The 19,302-nt window shown below is 70.9% G+C and carries 16 protein-coding genes; 1 reads left to right on the top strand and 15 read right to left on the bottom strand.

All coding sequences use genetic code 11. The annotated features are described in order from the left end of the window. Positions 1–2: 2 nt before the first annotated feature. The 15 genes from RTL41_RS04250 to RTL41_RS04180 all read right to left on the bottom strand — a co-directional run bounded on the left by RTL41_RS04250 (position 3) and on the right by RTL41_RS04180 (position 17,140). Positions 3–545, bottom strand: coding sequence for an RNA polymerase sigma factor (locus tag RTL41_RS04250; RefSeq protein ID WP_312161671.1), 543 nt, complete (start codon positions 543–545; stop codon positions 3–5). Positions 546–688: 143 nt separating this feature from the next. Beyond that, complete coding sequence (locus RTL41_RS04245) at positions 689–3,580, bottom strand: bifunctional [glutamine synthetase] adenylyltransferase/[glutamine synthetase]-adenylyl-L-tyrosine phosphorylase (RefSeq protein ID WP_312161669.1); 2,892 nt, start codon at positions 3,578–3,580, stop codon at positions 689–691. Positions 3,581–3,651: 71 nt separating this feature from the next. Continuing rightward, entirely contained in the window at positions 3,652–5,058 is a 1,407-nt protein-coding gene (locus tag RTL41_RS04240; RefSeq protein ID WP_312161668.1) for a HAMP domain-containing sensor histidine kinase, read from the bottom strand. 13 nt (positions 5,059–5,071) lie between these two features. Beyond that, on the bottom strand, positions 5,072–5,743 hold the full coding sequence (locus RTL41_RS04235; RefSeq protein WP_312161667.1) for a response regulator transcription factor: 672 nt from the start codon (positions 5,741–5,743) through the stop codon (positions 5,072–5,074). Between the two features lie 116 nt (positions 5,744–5,859). Beyond that, positions 5,860–7,458, bottom strand: a complete 1,599-nt coding sequence (locus RTL41_RS04230; RefSeq protein WP_312161664.1) for a Do family serine endopeptidase — start codon at positions 7,456–7,458, stop codon at positions 5,860–5,862. 160 nt (positions 7,459–7,618) lie between these two features. Next, positions 7,619–8,056 carry a cytochrome c-type biogenesis protein CcmH gene (locus tag RTL41_RS04225; protein ID WP_409418303.1) on the bottom strand — a complete coding sequence of 146 codons (438 nt, stop codon included), beginning with the start codon at positions 8,054–8,056 and terminating at the stop codon, positions 7,619–7,621. Next, the gene (locus RTL41_RS04220) at positions 8,053–10,026 is read right to left on the bottom strand and encodes a heme lyase CcmF/NrfE family subunit (protein ID WP_312162234.1); all 1,974 of its coding nucleotides are present in this window, start codon (positions 10,024–10,026) and stop codon (positions 8,053–8,055) included. The genes RTL41_RS04225 and RTL41_RS04220 overlap by 4 nt, the downstream gene beginning before the upstream one ends. After that, on the bottom strand, positions 10,023–10,520 hold the full coding sequence (gene ccmE / locus RTL41_RS04215) for a cytochrome c maturation protein CcmE (RefSeq protein WP_312161661.1): 498 nt from the start codon (positions 10,518–10,520) through the stop codon (positions 10,023–10,025). Before ccmE ends, RTL41_RS04220 begins: the two co-directional genes overlap by 4 nt. Then, positions 10,517–11,593, bottom strand: coding sequence for a c-type cytochrome biogenesis protein CcmI (gene ccmI, locus RTL41_RS04210; RefSeq protein WP_312161659.1), 1,077 nt, complete (start codon positions 11,591–11,593; stop codon positions 10,517–10,519). Before ccmI ends, ccmE begins: the two co-directional genes overlap by 4 nt. A 62-nt stretch (positions 11,594–11,655) precedes the next feature. Beyond that, on the bottom strand, positions 11,656–13,050 hold the full coding sequence (locus tag RTL41_RS04205) for a hypothetical protein (protein WP_312161657.1): 1,395 nt from the start codon (positions 13,048–13,050) through the stop codon (positions 11,656–11,658). Positions 13,051–13,140: 90 nt separating this feature from the next. Then, positions 13,141–14,523: a sensor histidine kinase gene (locus RTL41_RS04200; protein ID WP_312162232.1), complete on the bottom strand. Its 1,383-nt coding sequence runs from the start codon at positions 14,521–14,523 to the stop codon at positions 13,141–13,143. Between the two features lie 2 nt (positions 14,524–14,525). Beyond that, complete coding sequence (locus RTL41_RS04195; protein WP_269628631.1) at positions 14,526–15,218, bottom strand: response regulator transcription factor; 693 nt, start codon at positions 15,216–15,218, stop codon at positions 14,526–14,528. 8 nt (positions 15,219–15,226) lie between these two features. Next, positions 15,227–15,556, bottom strand: coding sequence for a PepSY domain-containing protein (locus RTL41_RS04190; protein WP_312161654.1), 330 nt, complete (start codon positions 15,554–15,556; stop codon positions 15,227–15,229). 92 nt (positions 15,557–15,648) lie between these two features. Further along, a complete protein-coding gene (locus RTL41_RS04185) occupies positions 15,649–16,569 on the bottom strand; it encodes a J domain-containing protein (protein ID WP_312161652.1) in 921 nt (306 codons plus the stop codon). Positions 16,570–16,675: 106 nt separating this feature from the next. Next, positions 16,676–17,140 carry a YcgN family cysteine cluster protein gene (locus RTL41_RS04180; protein WP_312161650.1) on the bottom strand — a complete coding sequence of 155 codons (465 nt, stop codon included), beginning with the start codon at positions 17,138–17,140 and terminating at the stop codon, positions 16,676–16,678. A gap of 47 nt (positions 17,141–17,187) precedes the next feature. Here RTL41_RS04180 and RTL41_RS04175 point away from each other — a divergent pair, with 47 nt between their 5' ends. Further along, positions 17,188–19,299, top strand: coding sequence for a PBP1A family penicillin-binding protein (locus RTL41_RS04175; RefSeq protein ID WP_312161649.1), 2,112 nt, complete (start codon positions 17,188–17,190; stop codon positions 19,297–19,299). The last annotated feature ends 3 nt before the right edge of the window (positions 19,300–19,302 follow it).

Raw genomic sequence — 19,302 nt, 5'->3', positions numbered from 1 at the left:
CCCTAGTCTCCCGCCATATCCGCCAACGCCGCACGCAACGCACGCCTTCCCCGCCCCAGCAGGCTCTCCAGCGCCTCGACGCTGACGCCCATCAGCGCGGCGGCCTCGATGTTCGAGAGCTCCTGGTAGTGACACAGCACGATCGCCTCCCGCTGGCGCTCGGGCAGGCGCTGCATGGCCGCGGCGACCCGATCTCCGACATCCCTGGCCTCCAGCCCGCGGTCGGGCGCCGGCCCCTCGTCGGGGCGATCCGGCGGCGTATCGGTCGCCACCTCGCGCCGGCGGCGCAGGCGGTCGTAGCAGAGGTTCAGGGCCACGCGGTGCAGCCAGGTGTCGAACCGCGCGGTTCCCGGCCGCCAGTCGCGCGCCTGCTTCCAGGCCCGCACGAAGGTCTCCTGGGCCACGTCCTCGGCCTCGGAGGGATCGCCCAGCATCCGCCCGGCCAGAGCGAGCAGGCGCGGCAGCTTGCGGGCCACGAGCGCGCGCACGGCGGCGGGGTCGCCCTCGCCCACCCGCGTCAGCAGCTCCTCGTCCGGATCGCTCAAGCCTCACCTCGCTCGCGAGGGATGCGAGCCTGCTATGTCCTTCAACCGCCGTCACGGCCTCTGTTCCGGCGCATGGCCAGGGTTTCCCTTCGATCCCGCACGTTCGTCGACTCTTCAACGCGCGAGGCCGCCGGCTCCGTCGCTCAGGTTCCCACAATCGTTTCGTAGGCCGCCCGCGCGCCTTTGCGGGAGGTCTCGAGCTTGCTGCGCAGGGCCCGGAAGTCGCGCGCCTCGCCGGCGCGCGCCAGCAGCGCACGGAACGCCTTGGGCTCGTCGCTCGGATCGCCGTTGTCGCCCAGGGCGACCTTCAGAAGCTGCGTCAGGTTCTGCTGCAGGGTCCAGGCCTTGCGCAGCGCCGCCAGGGCGTCGGCCGGCGCCAGGCCATCGAAGGCGGCCAGGGCCTCGGCGGTGTTCTGGCGCAGCGGGCCGCCGTCCGCGGCGTGCGCCAGTTGCAGGAACTGGGCGGCGAACTCGATGTCCACCAGGCCGCCGGGCGACAGCTTCAGGTCCCATTCGCCCTTGGGCGGGCGCTCCTGCTCCAGCAGGCGGCGCATGTCGCGCACGTCGGCGGCGGTGCGCGCCCGGTCTCGGGAGCGGCGCAGGGCGGCCTCGATGGCGCCCGCCGCCGCCTCGGCGAAGGCCGGCGACGAGGCCCAGACGACGCGCGCCCGCGTCAGGGCCAGCAGTTCCCAGGTCTCGGCCTCGCGCTCGTAATAGTCCTCGAAGGCCGTGAAGCTGACCGCCACCGGCCCCTTGGTGCCGGACGGGCGCAACTGCATGTCGACCTCGTAGAGCTCGCCCTCGCCGGTGGGCGTCGAGAGCGCGGCGATCAGGCGCTGGGTGAAGCGGCCATAGAAGACGTCGGCGCTCCACTCCTTGACCGATGAGGCCGCGCCCGGCTCGGCCGGGCGGTAGAGCGTCATCAGGTCGAGGTCCGAGCCGGCGCTCATCTCGCGCGATCCGCACTTGCCGAGCGCGATGACCGCCACCTCGCCCGGGAACTGGCCGCCCAACCGTTCGGCCTCGGCCAGGGCGGCCGGCGCCAGCGCCTCCATGCAGACGTCGGCGAGGTTGGCGAAGGCGCGCCCGGCGACCTCGGCGGTGGCCGCGCCGCTCATCACCTGCACGCCCACGCGGAAGGCCAGCTCGCGATGGACCCGGCGCACGGCGTCCATCACCTCCTCGAACCCATCGGCGCGCGAGACCGCCAGGGCCATGACGCTGCGGTCCTCGTCGGTGTCGATGTCGGCGAAGAACGCGCCGTCGAGCAGGGCGTCCAGCGCCGCCGGCCGCCGCGCCAGGGTGCTGGCGAGCCGCGGGGCGAACGCCATCACCTGGACCATCAGCTCGAACAGCTTCGGCTGGGCCAGGAACAGCGACTGCAGTTGCACGCCGGACGACAGCTTGGAGAAGAAGGCTTCGAAGCGGGTGAAGGCCGCATCCGGCGCGCCGCTGGCCTGGGCGGCGTCCAGCAGGCGCGGCGCCAGGCGCGTGAAGAGCTCGCGCCCGCGCTCGGTGCGGGTCGCCTGGATGTGGCCGTGGTGCCAGCTACGGATGGTCTGCGACACCGTCGCGGGATGGGAGAAGCCCATGCGGGCCAGGGTGGCCAGGGTCTCGGGATCGTCCTCGACGCCGGTGAAGATCAGGCTGCCGAACCGCGACGACAACTGCTCCTCGTCCGGGAACAGCTCGCCATAGCGCCGGTTGACGGTCTTCAGGGTGCGCTCGATGGCGGCGTCGAAGCTTCGCACGCGGTCATAGCCCGACAGCGCCGCCACGCGCTTGCGCTCGCCGTCGGACTCCGACAGCCGATGGGTCTGCTCATCGGCCAGCATCTGTACGCGGTGCTCGGCCGAACGGAGCTGGCGATAGGACTCGGTCAGTTCGTCCACGGCCTGCGCCGAGACGTGGCCGGCCGCTTCCAGGGCGCGAAGGGCGTCGAGCGTGCGCGGGGAACGCAGCTCCGGGTGCCGCCCGCCCAGGATCAGTTGCTGGGTCTGGACGTAGAACTCGATCTCGCGGATGCCGCCGCGTCCCAGCTTCAGGTCCACGCCCTTGGCGGTCAGCCGGTCGTCGACCTTGTGCACATGGATCTGGCGCTTGATCGAATGGATGTCGGCGATGGCCGCGAAGTCGAGGTTCTTGCGCCAGATGAACGGCGCCAGTTCGTCGAGGAACGCCTTGCCGCGGCCGACGTCGCCCGCCGCCGCGCGGGCCTTGATGAATGCCGCCCGCTCCCAGTTCTGGCCGACGCTCTCATAATAGTCGAAGGCGGCCGGCGCCGGGACCGCCGGCGGCGTCGACGACGGGTCGGGACGCAGGCGCAGGTCGACGCGGAACACGTAGCCGTCGCCGGTCTTGTCCTGCATCAGCTCGGCCAGGCGATGCGTCAGGCGGACGGCGAAGGCCTGGGTCTCCACGCCCTCGGCCAGCGGCAGGACGTCGGGCTCGTAGAAGACCGAGATGTCGATGTCGCTGGAATAGTTCAGCTCATAGGCGCCGTGCTTGCCCATGGCGATGCAGAACCAGCCGGGGACCGGCCCCTCGTCGCCCGAGCCCATGCGGGTCAGGCGGCCGGCCTCGAGCTCGCCGCGGGCGGATACGATCAGGGCCGAGGCCAGGGCCGCGTCGGCGAAGCGGGTCAGGGCGCCGGTGACCTGATCGAGGTCCCAGACCCCGCCGAGATCGGCCAGGGCGATCAGCAGGTGGGCCTCGGCCTTCAGCTTGCGCAGGCCCGACTTGGCGCCTTCCCAATCCGCATCGGCCAGGGCGCCGGTGCGAGCCAGCAGGTCCTCGAACCGGGCGCCCGGCTCGCTTTCGAGCAAGGCCCGCAGCCGGGCCGGATCGCGCCGCGCCAGGCTGGTCAGATAGGGCGAAGCGCCGAACACCGGCGCGAGCGCGGGCCAGGCCTGGTCGAGCACGGACGTCCAGCCGTCGCCGACGGCGCTCTCGGCGAGCACGTTGCGGGCGCGGTCGGCGGCCTTTTCGTCGGCGATCGGGCCGCAGGGGCGAAGGGCGTCTATCAAGCGAGTCATCACGACGACATTAGACGGCGCCTGATGGACATTTCACCAGGGCGCTCGTGAAGCTGGCCTCGATCAGATGATCAGGCCGCCCGCGGCAGGATGAGCGCCACGCGCAGGCCAGGGCCCATTTCACCGACCTTACCCGGCCCCTCGGACAGTTCGAGCCGGCCGCCATGCGCCTCGGCGACGGCGGCGACGAGTGAGAGGCCCAGGCCCGATCCCGGCTCGCTGCGGCTGTTTTCCAGGCGCACGAAGCGCTCGACCACGCGGGCGCGGTCCTCGTCGGGCACGCCGGGCCCGGTGTCGGTGACCGAGAACTCGATCTCGCCGGAGGACCGGCGGCGCACGCGCAGCATGATCGCCCCGCCGGCGGGCGTGTACTTGACCGCGTTGTCCAGCAGGTTGGCCAGCGCCTGGGCCAGGAACTCGCGGTTGCCGCGGACCTGGAGGTTCTTGGCCAGCTCGGCGCCGAACTCCAGGCCCTTGTCCTCGCAGGTCGGCTCGTAGAGCTCGGCAAGGTCGGCCGCGAGCTCCGCCGGATCGAACAGGATCTGGTCCGGCGCCTGGCCGGCCGCCTGCAGGCGGGCGATCGCCAGCACGGCGCTGAAGGTCTTGAGCACGCCGTCGGTGTCGTCCAGCGCCTGGGCGAGCGCCTCCTGGGCGTCGCCCTTGCCCGCCTCGACGTCGAGATAGGCGGTCTCCAGCCGCGCCCGCAGCCGGGTCAGCGGCGAACGAAGGTCATGAGCGATGGCGTCGCCGGCGTGGCGATGACCCGACATCGAGCGCTGCAGGCGGTCCAGCATCTCGTTGATGCCTTCGGAGAGCTCGTCGAACTCGTCGCGGGCGCCGCGCACCGCCGCGCGGGCGTCGAAGTCGCCGTTGCGCACGGCGGCGACGACGTCGTTGAGCGCGCCCATGCTGCGCGAGACGTTGCGGCTGACCAGCAGGCCGCCGGCCAGCCCCAGCACGATCACCAGCGCCCCGGCCCCCCAGAGCGCGCGGACGATCTTCACCACATAGGCCTGGTCTTCGCTGATGTCGGCGCCGACGAACAGAATCTCGCCGCCGCTGAGGCGCTCCTGGATCCCGCGGGCCGGATGCTTCACCAGCCGGCCCTGGCTATCGTAGTCGGTGACCGAGAAGCTGGCGCGCGTGGAGGCCCCGGCGCCCGCGTCCTCGATGGGCGACTCGGCGATGGAGCCCGAGATCCGCGTCCCGTCCGGCTTCATCAGCAGGTAGAGGAACGGTCGTTCGCTGGCCGCCCGCTCGATCAGCGACTGGTTGACCGCATCGACCCCGGCGCGGTCGTAGGCGGCGACCAGCGAGCGCATCTCGCGGGTGATGTTCTGGTCCGTCCGCCGCGTCGCCTCGCCGGCCGTCGCCAGATAGATGTAGGCCAGGAAGGCGCTGGCGGCCGCCGCGAACAGCGCCAGGAACAGCAGCGTCAGCCGGAACGGCGTGGTGCGGAAGAGCCTCGGCAGACGCATGGCGCGCCGGACCCTACGGGTCGAGGCGGTAGCCCGCCCCGCGGACGGTCTGCAGCATCGCCCGGTCGAAACCCTTGTCGATCTTGGAGCGCAACCGCGAGACGTGCACGTCGATGACGTTGGTCTGCGGGTCGAAGTGATACTCCCAGACCTTCTCCAGCAGCATGGTGCGGGTCACCGACTGGCCGGCGTGCCGCATCATGAACTCCAGCAGTTGGAACTCGCGCGGCTGCAGGTCGATCTCCTTGCCCTGGCGGTGCACGGTGCGGCCGATCAGGTCCATTTCCAGCTCGCCGACCCGCAGCAGGGTCTGGACCGAGCCCGTCTCGCGACGGCGCGACAGGGCTTCGACCCGGGCGATCAGTTCGGCAAAGGCGTAGGGCTTGACCAGATAGTCGTCGCCGCCGGCCTTGAGGCCTTCGACGCGGTCGTTGATCTCGCCCAGGGCCGACAGGAACAGGACCGGGGTCTGGTCGCCCTCGCGCCGCAGCGCCTGGACCATGGAGACGCCGTCCATCCGCGGCATCATGCGGTCGACGATCATCACCTCGAACTCGCCGGCATGGGCGGCGGAGAGGCCCGCCTCCCCGTCGCTCGCCCGGACGCATTCGTGACCGGCCTCGGTGAGGCCGCGGTCCATGACCTCGGCCGCCTCCAGATCGTCTTCGACAATCAGAATCCGCATCGACTCAGGACCCCCGATCGATCCCGGAAGGATCGATCCGTTTCTAGAAATTCGGAGCGTGACGGTCGCCGAAGCTGGCGTCCACCCTCGGCTGTCACGCCCTCGCGCCGTCCAACCTAGCCGGAAATCTTCAGCGGCAGGAAGGAGGTCCGCCCGCCGCGATGCACGCCGATCAGGATGCTCTGGCGCCCGGCCTTCTTGGCCGCCGTCACCGCCGCGGAAAACTCGGCCGCGGTGGTCACCGGCTCGCCGTTCGCCTGCACCAGGACGTCGTCCTTGCGCAGCCCGCGCAGGGCCGCGTCGGACGACTGGTCGACGCTGGCGATCAGGACGCCCTTGAAGCCGGGATCCAGGTTCAGGCGACGGCGCGAAGCCTCGTCCAGCGGAGCCAGGGCCAGGCCGAGAACCACGGGGCGCTGGGCCTGGGCCTCCGGCTTTTCACCGCCGCCGCGGCCTTGGCCGCCCTGCTGATTGTCGTTGGCCGCCAGTTCGCGCTCGGTCGGACGCACGCCCGAGCGGATCTCGATCGACCTGCGCTTGCCCGCGCGCAGCACCTCCAGGCGCAGCACGTCGCCCGGCTTGGCCTTGGCCACCTCGCGGGTCAGTTCCGAGGAGGTCTTGACGTTGACGCCGTTGACCGAGGTCACGACGTCGCCCGACTGCAGGCCGCCGCGCTCGGACGGACCGCCCGGCGTCACATTGGCGACGATGGCGCCGCGCTGGGCGCCCATGCCCTGGGCCTCGGCCATCTCGGCCGTGAAGTTCTGGATCGAGGCGCCGATATAGCCGCGGGTGATCTTGCCGCCCGAGATCAGTTGCTTGGTGATCGAGTCGGCCACGTCCGCGGGGATCGCGAAGCCGATGCCGACCGAGCCGCCCGACGGCGAGAAGATCGCGGTGTTCACCCCGATCACCCGGCCATAGACGTCGAAGGTCGGACCGCCCGAGTTGCCGCGGTTGATGGGGGCGTCGATCTGGATGTAGTCGACGAAGGTCTCGCCGATGTCGCGGCCATAGGCCGAGATGATGCCGGCGGTGGCGGTGCCGCCCAGGCCGAACGGATTGCCGACCGTGATGACCCAGTCGCCGACGCGCGGCTTGCCGGCGTTCTCGAAGTTCACATAGGGAAAGCCGCTGCCCTTGACCTTGAGCACGGCCAGGTCGGTCCCCTCGTCGCGACCGACGACCACGGCGTCGAGTTCGCGCTCGTCCTTGAGCACGACCTTGATCTCCTTGGCGTTCTCGACGACGTGATTGTTGGTGACGATGTAGCCGTCGCCCGAGATGAAGAAGCCCGAGCCCGAGGATTGCTGGCTGGGCAGGCGCGGCTGGCCGCGGCCCGGAGCCTGCTGGCCTTGCCCCGGCTGGGCGTCTTCGTCATCCCCCCCGCCGCCGCCCGGCGGCTGGCGCGGCACGATGTCGAACGGGAAGTTCTCGAAGCCCGGCACGCGGCGCAGGGCCGAGGGATCGACGTCCGAGGTCACGTTGATCGACACGACGGCCGGCGAAACCTTCTCGAAGATGTCGGCGAAGGAGAGCGGCGCGCCGGGCGGCGGCGCAAAGATCGGGGCCGTCGACGTCTTCATCAGCAGGCCGCGCTGGACGCTGGATTCCGCGCGCGGCGGGTCCGAAAGATTGGCGCCGGCCAGGGCCGCAGTAGCGACGCCGACGCCCGCCAGGGCGCCGAGGAGGTAACCGGTCTTCTTCGAGGTCATAAGCCTTCAATTTCCCTGTGGGCGCCCGGGGTCAGATAACACGGGCACGTCCCCGACAACCTAGTTTCGATGCCAAAGAGCGCAATGTCTCTCAAGTTACGTTTAGGTCACGCTCGGCTCTTCATAGCGTTCAATGTTTGGCGCAATCTTGTCACGCTGCTCAATCCCCCGACAGGTCGTCCAGGCGAGCGGCTTCCTCAGGCGATAGCTCCCGATCGGCGGGCCGGCTCCGGAAGCTGCGCAGCAACAGCCAGAGCCCGAGAATCACCACCACCAGCGGCGCGCCCCACAGCGCGGCGTTGCCGAGCGAGAACGCCGGCTTGAGCAGCACGAACTCGCCGTAGCGATCGGTCAGGTGCTTGCGCACCTCGTCGTTGGTCTTGCCGGCCTTGACCTCCTCGCGGACCAGGCGGCGCAGGTCGGCCGCCAGCTCGGCGTTCGAGTCGTCGATCGACTCGTTCTGGCAGACCATGCAGCGGACTTCCCGGAACAGCTCCCGGGCCCGCGCCTCCTGGGCCGGGTCGGGCAGGCGCTCGGCCGGATCGGAGGCGGCGGCGATGCAGAGCACCGCCCCCAGCATGGCCAGGAACCGCTTCACGCGACCGCCTCGGCCTTGCGGCCCGCCGCCAGGCGCAGCCGCCGGTCCGACAGCGAGACCACGCCGCCCAGGGCCATGATCCCCGGCCCGATGAAGATCAGCAGCGCCCAGGGGTTCCAATAGGCCCGCACCAGCCAGACCGGCTCGCCGGCCGCGTCCCGGCGCTCGCCCAGCACGACATAGAGGTGGTCCAGCCCACGGGTGCAGATGGCGACCTCGGAGGTGGTCTGGCCGCCGGCCGGATAGAACCGGCGCTCCGGCCTCGGCGCGCAGATCTCGTTCTCGCCCTTGAACGCGCGCAGCATGCCGCGCTCGGCCTCGTAGTTCGGGCCTTCGACGCCCCGGATGTCATCGAGCACCAGGCTGTACTCGCCCAGGTCCAGCCGGCCGCCGATCGGCAGGGTCTCGGCCGTCTCGAGCTTCCAGCCGGTCTCGAAACAGGCGCCCAGGATGAACACCCCCAGCCCAAGGTGCGCCAGCGTCATGCCCCAGGCGCCGCGCGGCAGGCCCACCAGGCGCCGCCAGGTCTCGCCCGCGGAGACACGGAAGGCGCGGGTGCGCTCTCCCAGCTCGACCAGGGCGCCGATCACCAGCCATGCGCCCATGGCCACGCCGGCCGCCGAGAACGCCTTGCGCGGGCTGATCAGGGCGTAGGCCGCCACGCCGCAGGCCAGGGCGATGAGCGCCGCCAGCCACAGGCGCTGCAGCACGCCCTGGGCGTCGCCGCGCTTCCAGGCCAGCAGCGGCCCGGCCGGCAGCAGGATCGCCAGCGCCGCCATCAGCGGCGTGAAGGTCAGGTTGAAGAACGGCGGCCCGACCGAGATCGCCTCGCCCGTCGCCGCCTCGCGGATCAGCGGATAGAGCGTGCCCAGCAGGACGGTCGCCGTGGCCGCCGCCAGCAGGATGTTGTTCAGCACCAGCGCGCTCTCGCGGCTGACCGGCGCGAAGACCCCGCCGCGGGCGAACAGCGGCGCGCGCCAGGCGAAGAGGGCGAAGCCCGCCCCGGCGGTGACGCCCAGAATCATCAACAGCAGCACGCCGCGGGTCGGATCGACGGCGAAGGCGTGGACCGAGGTCAGCACGCCCGAGCGCACCAGGAAGGCGCCCAGCATCGAGAAGGTGAAGGCGGCCAGGGCCAGGAACACCGTCCATCCCGCCAGGGCGCCGCGCTTTTCGGTGACGATGGCCGAATGCAGCAGGGCCGCCGCGATCAGCCAGGGCATGAAGCTGGCGTTCTCGACCGGGTCCCAGAACCACCAGCCGCCCCAGCCGAGTTCGTAATAGGCCCAGAACGACCCCAGGGCGATGCCGACCGTCAGCGCGCTCCAGGCCGCCAGGGTCCAGGGCCGCACCCAGCGAGCCCAGGCCGCGTCGACCCGCCCCTCGATCAGGGCGGCGACGGCGAAGGAGAACACCACCGACATGCCGACATAACCGACGTAGAGCGCCGGCGGATGGAAGGCCAGGGCCGGATCCTGCAGCAGCGGGTTGAGCGAGCGGCCCTCCACCGGCGCATTGGCGATGCGGTTGAAGGGGTTGGAGGCGAACACGGTGTAGGCCAGGAAGACGACGCCCAGCAGGCCCTGGGTGGCGATGGTCAGGGTCTTGAGCCCGGCCGGCAGGTCGCGCCCGAAGGCGGCGACCGCCGCCCCGCAGCCGGTCAGCGCCAGGCACCACAGCAGCATCGAGCCTTCATGGCTGCCCCAGGTCCCGGCCACGCGATAGAGCAGCGGCTTGGCGGTGTGGGAATTGGCCGCGACGTTGGCGACCGAGAAGTCCGACGTCACGAAGGCGTACATCAGCGCCGCGAACGCCACGAGCAGGCCCCCGAAGGCGGCGATCGCCGCCCCCTGCGCCGCGCCCGCCAGCACCGGCGAGCGGCGCAGGCGCGCCAGGCCGCCGAGCACGGCCTGGGCCAGGGACAGCGCCAGGGCCAGGGCCAGCGAAAACGCCCCGATCTCGACGATCATCGGGCGGCCGCGTCCGTCTGATAGCTGGGCGGCGGCGCGCCTTCGCCGCGCCATTCCCCCTGCTCCTTGATGGCCTTGGCGACCTCGCGCGGCATGTACTTCTCGTCGTGCTTGGCCAGCACCTGCTTGGCCTCGAAGTCGCCGTCGGGGCGGAAGGCGCCGGTGGCGACGATCCCCTGCCCTTCGCGGAACAGGTCGGGCAGATCGCCCGAATAGTGGACCTTGGCGGCGGCCATCTGATCGGCGACGGTGAACTCCACCCGTCCGTCCGGGTGCTTCACCACGCTGCCCGGCTGCACCAGCCCGCCGAGCTGGATCGAGCGCCCAGGCGGCGGCTTGGCCTCGGCCGCCTGGGCCGGGGTGTAGAAGAACGAGATCGAGTCCGAGAGGCCCCACAGCGTCAGGCCGACCGCCAGGGCGAGCACCGGGGCGATCGCGGCGATCAGATAGAGGCGGCGACGCGCCTTGGGGGATTTGGGCAGCCAGCCGCTCATCGCATCGGTTCCGTCTTCGCCGCCAGGTCGAGGGCCTTCAGCACATCGGCCTTTCCGGCGTAGCGCGCCTTGGCTTCCGTCAAAGTCGCATCGCGTTTGGCCGCGTCGCCCAGCACGGCGTAGGAGCGCACCAGGCGCACCCAGCCCTCGGGATCGTCGGGCTCGGCCTCCAGCCGCGCAGCCAGGCTGGCGACCATGCCCTCGACCGCCGCCATCTGCCCGCCGTCGAGCTGGGGCGCCGGAGCGCCCTGCGCCTGGGCGATGGCCTGCTGGACGGCCGCGCGGCGCGGATCGTCGGCCGGCAGGTCCGCGGCCAGGGCGCGCCAGGCGGCCAGGCCCTCGGCGCGCTCGCCGCCGGACACCTGGGCGCGGGCCAGATGGAAGCGGGCGCTGACCGCCTTGGGATCACGCTTGACGGCTTCCTGGAAGGCGCGCCTGGCCTGGGGCGTCACCTCGCCCTCGGCCTGCACCAGCAGCACCTCGCCCAGTCCCTCCCAGAGGTCGGCGCGGTCGGGCGCCAGTTCGATCGCCCGGCGCAGCGCGCGGGCGGCGGCGTCGGGATTGTCGGACGCCATCTCGGCCTGGGCGAGGAAGCCGTAGGCCTCCGGGTCGGCGCCGCGCTCGGCGATCAGCGACTGCAGCACCACGGCCATCTGCGGCGGGGTCAGCGCCGCAGGATCGGCCGCCCGCCACGCGGCGACCCGCGTCTTGAACGGCTGGTCCGGCAGTCCGGGCGAGCCGACGGCGACGTAGATTCCAATGGCGATCAGCGGCGTCAGCGCGGCGGCGGCGAGCACGGGCTTGCGCAGGGCGACGTCGGCGCTCCAGGGCGCGGCCTTGCTTTCGGACGCGCCCAGCAGGCGCCGCGCGGCCTCGGCGTGGGCGATCGCCCGCTCGGAGGCGGGGATCAGGCCCCGGTCGGCCAGGTCGTCGATTTCGCGAAGCTGGCGGCGGTACACCGCCGTCGTCGGATCATCAGCGCCGGCGACAGCCGCAGCACGGGCCGAACTCCAGAGGACGAGACCGGCGCAGAGCGCTGAGAGCACGCCCGCGACCACCCAGAACGCGATCATGGCGCGGCTTTAGCCGAAAGAGATTGGGAGTTCCACCGGTCCGATCGGCGCAGGCCCCCAAATTAGACCGGACGGGCCGGATCCTCCCACGCGGGCCGCGGCGCCTTCACCGCGCCGAACGCGCTCGCCGCCCGCCGGCGGACGATGTCGCTGGCGCGGGGCTCGTGGATCAGCCCGGCGAACTCGGCGGCGACCTGCAGGCGCAGGGCCGCGATCTCGCGATCGGGAACCTCGCCGTCGCGCACCAGCGACAGGACGTCCTCGACGTACTGGTCGAGAGCTTCGCCGGCCGCTTCCATGACCTTGACCCGGGTCGAGGCGAAGCCGCCGTAGTTGGCGCTGGCGCGGATGCCCTCGGCGAAGGTCAGCAGGCCGCGGCACCGCTGCACATGGCCGGGGTCCGGCGGCGTGGTCAGGCTCGGCTCGGAGATCAGGGCGCGGGCGACACGGACCTTCTGGCTGGGAAGGGCGGCGCTCTGGAGTTTCGGCAGCTCGCGCAGGCGTCGCTCGACGACCGAGGCCAGCGACTGCTTCTGCTTCTGGATCCGGCCGCCCCAGCCGCCCTCCCGCGCCAGGTCGATGGCGTTCTCGAGCTCGCTGATCTGCAAGGTCAGGATTTCGACCGTCCCCGCCGCCGCCTGCCCGGCCGGCGCGCCGCCATTGAGGTCGAAGCCCGCGACGACCTTCAGATTGGCGTCGACGGCGTCCATCAGCCGGTTGGCGAACACCGCCAGCTCCGATCCCGAGAGGTAGCTCTCGGTCGGATGATCCATCACCGCCGAAACGATCCGCAGGATGGTCCAGGGCTCGGCCATCTGCGCGCCCAGCATCTCGAAGAACCGCGGCCCGGCGTCCTCGCCCCCGCGGCAGGCGTCGCGATAGGCGAGCCGGGCGGCGGCGGCGCGCTCCTGCGTCGTGCGGCTGATCCATTCCGGCAGCTTCTCGGTCGCCCGGCGCACGACCGGCGACATCGCCAGGCAGGAACGCAGAACGGCCACGCCGCCCGCCCGATCCGCCTCGATGACGTCCAGGGCGGCGACGATGTCGCGCTGCTCGCGCAGGTCCACCTCCTCGACCAGCCTTTCCGTCAGGCGATCGAACGGCTCTGTGGACGTGACGCCCGGTTCGAAGTCGGCCAGGACCAGGGCCGCGGTCTCCACATCGACGGATGCGACGGCGCGCAGGCCGCGCCAGAGCAACGGCAGGGCGCGCGGCGGGAAGGCGAGCCGATCAGGATCTCCCCGGCGATCGATGAACAGCGGCGCGATCGGCTCCAGCACCCTGTTGCGCAGGGTGCGCTCGGCGACCTCAGCCTCGACCACCCGGCGAACTCCGGCCAGGGCGGTGTCGCCGTCGGCGGCCGCCAGGGCGTTGCGCAGCCCGCTGACCACCTTGTCCGGCGCGCTGGCGACGAGCGTGCGGACGATGTCGATCTTGGCGTCGGGCAAGCCGGCCATGGAAGAAGGCGCTCCAGTCGCGGGCGCACTCCCGCGCGAGCCGCAACATGGCTTGTCGCGAGTTAAGGCTTTACCAAAAGCCTTTGAGAATCAGGCCTCAGCCCGCGGCAGATCCAGCTCGACCAGAAGTCCGCCCAGCCGCGCCTCGCCCAATTTCAGCGAGCCGCCATAGGCCCGCGCCAGTTCGTCGACGATGGAGAGGCCAAGCCCCGATCCCGGCGCGCTTTCGTCCAGGCGCGTTCCCCGCCGCACGACGGTTTCGCGCTGCTGGGGCGTCAGGCCTTCGCCGTCGTCCTCGATGGTCAGGCGCAGCCGGTCACCCGGCGCGGCGACGGCGCGAACCCGAACCCGGCCCTTGCACCACTTGCCGGCGTTCTCCATGGCGTTGCCCGCCAGTTCCAGCAGGTCCTGGCGCTCGCCCAGGAAGTAGAGATCATCGGAAGCGTCCCAGTCGATCTCCACGCCCTTGTCGACGAAGATCCGCTCCAGCGTGCGCGACAGCTCGTCCAGCACGTCGGCGACCGAGGTCCGCTCGCCCGAGCCCTGGGTGCGGGCCGCCGCGCGGGCGCGACGCAGATGGTGGTCGACCTGCTGGCGCATGGCCTCGGCCTGGGACTCGACCACGTCGGCCAGCGATCCGCCGGTCTGGCGCGCCTCGGTCAGCATCACCGACAGCGGGGTCTTCAGCGCATGGGCCAGGTTGCCGACGTGGGTCCGCTGGCGCTCGACGACCTCCTGGTTGTGCGCCATCAGCGCATTGAGCTCGTCGGCCAGGGGCGAAAGTTCGCTGGGATAGGCGCGCTGCACGCGCTCGGCCTTGCCGCGGCGGACCGAGGCCACCTCCCGCCGCAGGGCGAACAGCGGATTGAGGCCGACGCGCACCTGGATGACCACCGCCGCGATCATCCCGACCGCCAGCAGCACGAAGGCGATGGCCGTCGCGGTCACGAAGCCGCGGACGTCGCGGTCCACGGGGCTGCGGTCCTCGGCCGCCATGAACACCACCGGCGCGGCGCGGCCCGGCAGCTTGGCCTGGGTCGCCATCACCCGCAGCGGTTCGTTGAGCGGCCCGGAGGCGTCGTAGGAGACCGGCCGGCCCGGCGCGGCGTCCAGCCGCTGGACGATGTCGGGCGGCGACTTCAGTTCGCTGTCCCAGAGCGAGCGCGAGCGCACCAGCACCCGCAGCTTGCCGGCCTCGCCCGGTTCGGCGATCTGCCAGTACTTGCCCGAGAAGGCGCGCAGGGCCCGCAGGTCGGTCAGGGCCGGCGCGACCACCTCGCCCTTCTCGGCGATGGTCGTGCCGGCGGTCAGGTTGTCGATGAGCTCGGAAAGGCCCTGGTCGAAACGGCGCAGCGCCGCCTGCTGGAACAGCAGGGCCAGCACGATCGCGCAGACCACCAGCACGGCGAGGCTCCAGCCCGCCGCCAGGATCACCAGCCGGCGGACGAGCGAGGGCTGGCCGAGGGCCGGCATGGTCACGAGCCCGCCGCCCCGCCTCCCAGTTCCTCGGCCGGCGCGGTCAGGCGATAGCCGAGACCGCGGACGGTCTCGATCCGCTCCGCGCCGATCTTCTTGCGCAGGCGGCCGATGAACACCTCGATGGTGTTGGAATCCCGGTCGAAGTCCTGGTCGTACAGGTGCTCGACCAGCTCGGTCCGGCTGATCACCCGGCCCTGGTGCATCATCAGGTAATGCAGCAGGCGGTACTCCAGCGAGGTCAGGCGCAGCGGCTCGCCGTTGACGCTGGCGCGCGCCGCGCGCGGGTCCAGGCGCAGGCCGCCGAGCGAGAGGCTGGGCGCGGCATGGCCGGCCGAGCGGCGCAGCAGCGCCCGCAGGCGGGCCAGCAATTCCTCGGTATGGAACGGCTTGGTCAGGTAGTCGTCGGCCCCGGCGTCGAAGCCGGCGACCTTCTCGCTCCAGGCGCCGCGGGCGGTCAGGATCAGCACCGGCACGGCCATGCTCTCGCGCCGCCAGCGCTCCAGCACCGAGACCCCGTCCACCTTGGGCAGGCCCAGGTCCAGGATCACCGCGTCATAGGGCTCGGTCTCGCCCAGGAACTGGGCTTCCTCGCCGTCGGCGGCGTGATCGACCGCATAGCCGGCGTCGCCGAGCGCGGCCTTGAGCTGGCGCGACAGGTCCGGGTCGTCCTCGACCAGTAGAATACGCATGAGACTCCTTAGCCGCCTTGGCGCGAGATGATCTGACCGCTCTGGGCGTCGACGACGAAGATGATCACCCGGCCGTCGTTGGTCTGCCATTGGACGAAGTAGGCCGGCCGCCCGCCGGCGTCGCCCTGGGTGGTGTTGAGCTGACGCCCCGGCGTGCGCGCGGCGATGTTGGCGATCACCTGCGACAGCGGCACCTGGCGTCCGCCGCGCACGGCGTCGCGCGCCGCGTCCTGGTCGCCCCGGCCGCCATAGGACGGGCGGCCGTAGTCAGGGTACGGTTGAGCGACCGCCGCGGGGGCGGCCGCCAGCAACACGGCGATGACAAGAAGGCGTTTCATGAGCCGCAGCATTAGAGCCAGATCACTGAACCGAGCCTGAATACGCGGTTTATGAATGTCCGCGCCGGCCCTGTCACCCGAGGTCGCGAAAACTACTTCTTCCTCGGCGTGTACGGCCGCTCTTTTCGCCAGCGCTCGGCGAAACTCTCCAACTCGTGATCGGGCTTGTCCGGCAGCATCAGGACGATCCGCGCCAGCAGGTCGCCCCGCTTGCCGCGGCTGTCCGACAGCCCCTTGCCCTTCAGGCGCAGGGACTGGCCGCTGTTGGCGCCCTTGGGGACCGTCAGGGTCACCGCCCCGTCCGGGGTGCGCGCCTCGACCTTGCCGCCCAGCACCGCGTCGGGGATCGAGACCGGCAGGTCCATGACCAGCGCGTCGCCTTCACGCCGGAAGATCGGGTGCGGGCGCATGACCAGTTCGATGAAGGCGTCGCCGGGGCCGCCGCGGCCGGGCGATCCCTGCCCCTTCAGGCGCAGCGTCTGCCCTTCCTCGGCCCCCTTCGGGATGGTGACGTCGATCGTCCGGCCGTCGGAGAAGGCGATGCGCTTCTTGGCCCCATGGATCGACTCCTCAAGGTCGATCTCGAGCCTGGCGCGAACGTCCGAGCCGCGTTGCGAGAAGCCGCCGAAGCCCCCGCCTCCGCCGCCGCGCCGGCCCAGGATCTCGCTGAACAGGTCGCCCAGGTCGGCGCCCTCCATCGATTCGGTATAGCGCCCCTGGCCGCCGCCCCAGGGACCGCCCTGCTGGCCCCCGAACGGCCCGCCGCCGCCGAACCCGCGCATGGTCTCGCGGCCGTCGGCGTCGATCTCGCCGGCGTCGAACTTCTTGCGCTTCTCGGCATCGCCCAGGATGTCGAAAGCCGCGCTCACCTGCTTGAAGCGCTCCTCGGCAGCCTTGTCGCCCGGATTGGTGTCCGGGTGGTGCTGCTTGGCGAGCTTGCGGAACGCCTTGCGGATTTCGTCCGCGCTCGCGCCGCGGGAGACGCCCAGCTCCTGATAGGGGTCGCGCGCCAAAGAAAGACCTCTCAAACCTTAGGGGAACTATGGGCCACTCAATTAGGCCGTTTGGCGAGGGGCGCAACCCTCAATGTGACATTTTTACCACATCAAATGAAGCCGCCTAGTCGCCGCCGCGCTCATCGAGCAGGTCCCAGGCAGCATACGCGATCGCGTCCTCCGGGTCCTCCAGGGTTTCCTCGCTGATGGTCTCGCCGCGGATCGAGACGCCGGCCTCGTGCACGCTCTCCCGATACCCGGAGATGAGCGGATGCCAGGACGCCAGCCCGCGGCCCTCGCTGATCCGGCGATAGGCGCAGCTCTTCGGCATCCACTTCAGGGTCTCGACATTGTGCGGCGTCAGCTTGATGCAGTCGGGCACGTGCTTCTTGCGCTCGGGATAGTTGGTGCAGGTGCAGCGCTCGGAATCGAACAGCTTGCAGTGCACCCGGGTCGGGAACACCTCGCCGCTGTCCTCGTCCTCGAAACGGACGAGGCAGCAGAGCCCGCAGCCGTCGCACAGGCTCTCCCACTCGCGCACCGTCATGTGCTCAAGCGACTTCGTTTCCCAGAAAGGCCTCGAAGCCATGCTACAGGCGTCCTACACAATCCAAACTACGCCGCCCCAGATTACCCGTGACCGACGAGAACAACGACTCAAACCGCGCCAAGACCTCGTTCGGCCAGCGCCGAACGGGCCCGCGCGCTGACCTGACGGGTAAGTCGCCCGATGGCAAGGGCGGGGGCCGCGACAGGCGGCCGCGCCTGTGGGCGATCCTGAAGTGGCTGGGCGTCATCCTGGCGGTCCTGGTCGCGGCCGGGCTGATCGCCGCGGTCGCGGCCTGGAACCATGTCAGCGAGACCTACCTCCAGGACCTGCCGCAGGTTCCGACCCGGCAGGAGATCTACGCCTCCACCCGCGCCCCGGCGATCAAGTTCTACGACATGAACGGCCGGTTCATCGCCTCGCGCGGGCCGCAGTACGGCGAGAACGTGCGCCTGGCCGCCCTGCCCGACTACGTGCCCAAGGCCTTCCTGGCGGCCGAGGACCGGCGCTTCTACCACCACGGCGCGGTCGATCCCTGGGCCATCGCCCGGGCGGCCCGCGCCAATCACAAGGCCGGCCGCGTCGTCGAGGGCGGCTCGACCATCACCCAGCAACTGGCCAAGGGGATGTTCCTCAGCCCGGCCCAGAACCTGAAGCGCAAGATCCAGGAAGCGGCGCTGGCCTACAGGCTGGAGCAGATGCTCACCAAGGACGAGGTCCTGGAGCTCTATCTCGACCGCATCTATTTCGGCGCCAACACCTTCGGCCTGGACGGCGCCTCGCGGACCTATTTCGGCAAGCCCGCCGCCCAGCTCAACCTGTCCGAAGCCGCCCTGCTGGCCTCGCTGCCCAAGGCGCCTTCGCGCATGGCGCTCCACCGCAACATGGACAAGGCCCTGCAGCGCCAGCGTCTGGTGCTGGAGCGGATGCGCGGCGAGAACTGGATCAGCGACGCCGAGATGCGCGCCGCCATGGCCGCGCCGCCCAAGCTGGCCGCCACCGCCTTGGCCAACGAAGGCGACAACGGCTACCTCATCGACTACGCCCAGGCCGAGGTGCTGAAGATGGTCGGCGAGAACTCGCCGGACCTGAACGTCACCCTGACCATCGACCCGCGCCTGCAGGCGGCGGGCGCCCAGGTCCTGCGCCGGATCATCGAGGTCGACGGCAAGGCCAGCGGCGCCAGCCAGGGCGCGATGGTCGCGCTGGATTCCACCGGCGCCATCCGCACCATGGTCGGCGGCGTCGACTACACTAGGAGCGTCTTCAACCGCGCGGTCCAGGCCAGGCGCCAGCCCGGCTCCAGCTTCAAGCCGTTCATCTACGCCGCGGCGCTGGAAAAGGGCGTGCTGCCCAGCGACACCCGCGTCGACGAGCCGGTGAAGATCGGCGACTGGGAGCCCAAGAACTACGGCGGCAAGTACGCCGGGACGGTCACGGTCGAGTCGGCCCTGGCCCGCTCGCTCAACACCGTCGCCGTGAGGCTGGGCCAGGAGGTCGGCGCCCCGGCGATCGCCAACCTGGCCGGCCGGTTCGGCATCACCACCCTGCCGGCCAACCCCAACCTGTCGGTCTCGCTCGGCGCCTACGAGGTTCCGCTGATCGAGATGACCTCGGCCTATCAGGTCTTCCAGCAGGCCGGGAACCGGATCACGCCCTACATCGTCGCCCAGATCCAGACCACCGACGGCCAGGTGGTCTACACCCACCAGACCTCCTCGCCCGTGCCCGCCTACGACATCCATTGGGCCAGCATGATGGTGAAAATGATGCAGAAGGTGGTCACCCAGGGCACCGGGACGCGGGCCAACTTCGGGCGGCCGGCGGCGGGCAAGACCGGCACCAGCCAGAACTGGCGCGACGCCTGGTTCATCGGGTTCACGCCCGACTACGTGGCCGGGGTCTGGGTCGGCAACGACGACGACCGGCCGATGAACCAGGTCACCGGCGGCCAGGTCGCCGCCGCCATCTGGAAGGATTACATGGTCACGGCCCACATGAACCTGCCGAGCCGCGAGTTCGAGTGGCTGCTGCCCGACCCCGAGCCGGTCTACGAGGACGACCCGCGCAACAGCTTCTACGAGGGCCTGGCCTACGAGTTCGAGGACGCCGAGCGGGACGCCGCCCCGCCGCCGCAATACCTTCCGCAACTGCCTGCGCCCGACGTCGTCGAGCCGGCCCCGGAGCCTGCGCCCAACTGAGGG

The organism is Phenylobacterium sp. (assembly GCF_031984885.1).
Lineage (GTDB): Bacteria > Pseudomonadota > Alphaproteobacteria > Caulobacterales > Caulobacteraceae > Phenylobacterium.
Note: the sequence above shows the minus strand (reverse complement) of the source record. Positions and strands in the feature narration are given on the sequence as shown.

Coding starts and splice junctions, on each gene's coding strand:
- RTL41_RS04245 (WP_312161669.1), bottom strand. CDS start 3,580: ATGACTCGCTTGATAGACGCCCTTCGCCCCTGCGGCCCGATCGCCGAC.
- RTL41_RS04240 (WP_312161668.1), bottom strand. CDS start 5,058: ATGCGTCTGCCGAGGCTCTTCCGCACCACGCCGTTCCGGCTGACGCTG.
- RTL41_RS04235 (WP_312161667.1), bottom strand. CDS start 5,743: ATGCGGATTCTGATTGTCGAAGACGATCTGGAGGCGGCCGAGGTCATG.
- RTL41_RS04230 (WP_312161664.1), bottom strand. CDS start 7,458: ATGACCTCGAAGAAGACCGGTTACCTCCTCGGCGCCCTGGCGGGCGTC.
- RTL41_RS04220 (WP_312162234.1), bottom strand. CDS start 10,026: ATGATCGTCGAGATCGGGGCGTTTTCGCTGGCCCTGGCCCTGGCGCTG.
- ccmE (WP_312161661.1), bottom strand. CDS start 10,520: ATGAGCGGCTGGCTGCCCAAATCCCCCAAGGCGCGTCGCCGCCTCTAT.
- ccmI (WP_312161659.1), bottom strand. CDS start 11,593: ATGATCGCGTTCTGGGTGGTCGCGGGCGTGCTCTCAGCGCTCTGCGCC.
- RTL41_RS04205 (WP_312161657.1), bottom strand. CDS start 13,050: ATGGCCGGCTTGCCCGACGCCAAGATCGACATCGTCCGCACGCTCGTC.
- RTL41_RS04200 (WP_312162232.1), bottom strand. CDS start 14,523: ATGCCGGCCCTCGGCCAGCCCTCGCTCGTCCGCCGGCTGGTGATCCTG.
- RTL41_RS04195 (WP_269628631.1), bottom strand. CDS start 15,218: ATGCGTATTCTACTGGTCGAGGACGACCCGGACCTGTCGCGCCAGCTC.
- RTL41_RS04190 (WP_312161654.1), bottom strand. CDS start 15,556: ATGAAACGCCTTCTTGTCATCGCCGTGTTGCTGGCGGCCGCCCCCGCG.
- RTL41_RS04180 (WP_312161650.1), bottom strand. CDS start 17,140: ATGGCTTCGAGGCCTTTCTGGGAAACGAAGTCGCTTGAGCACATGACG.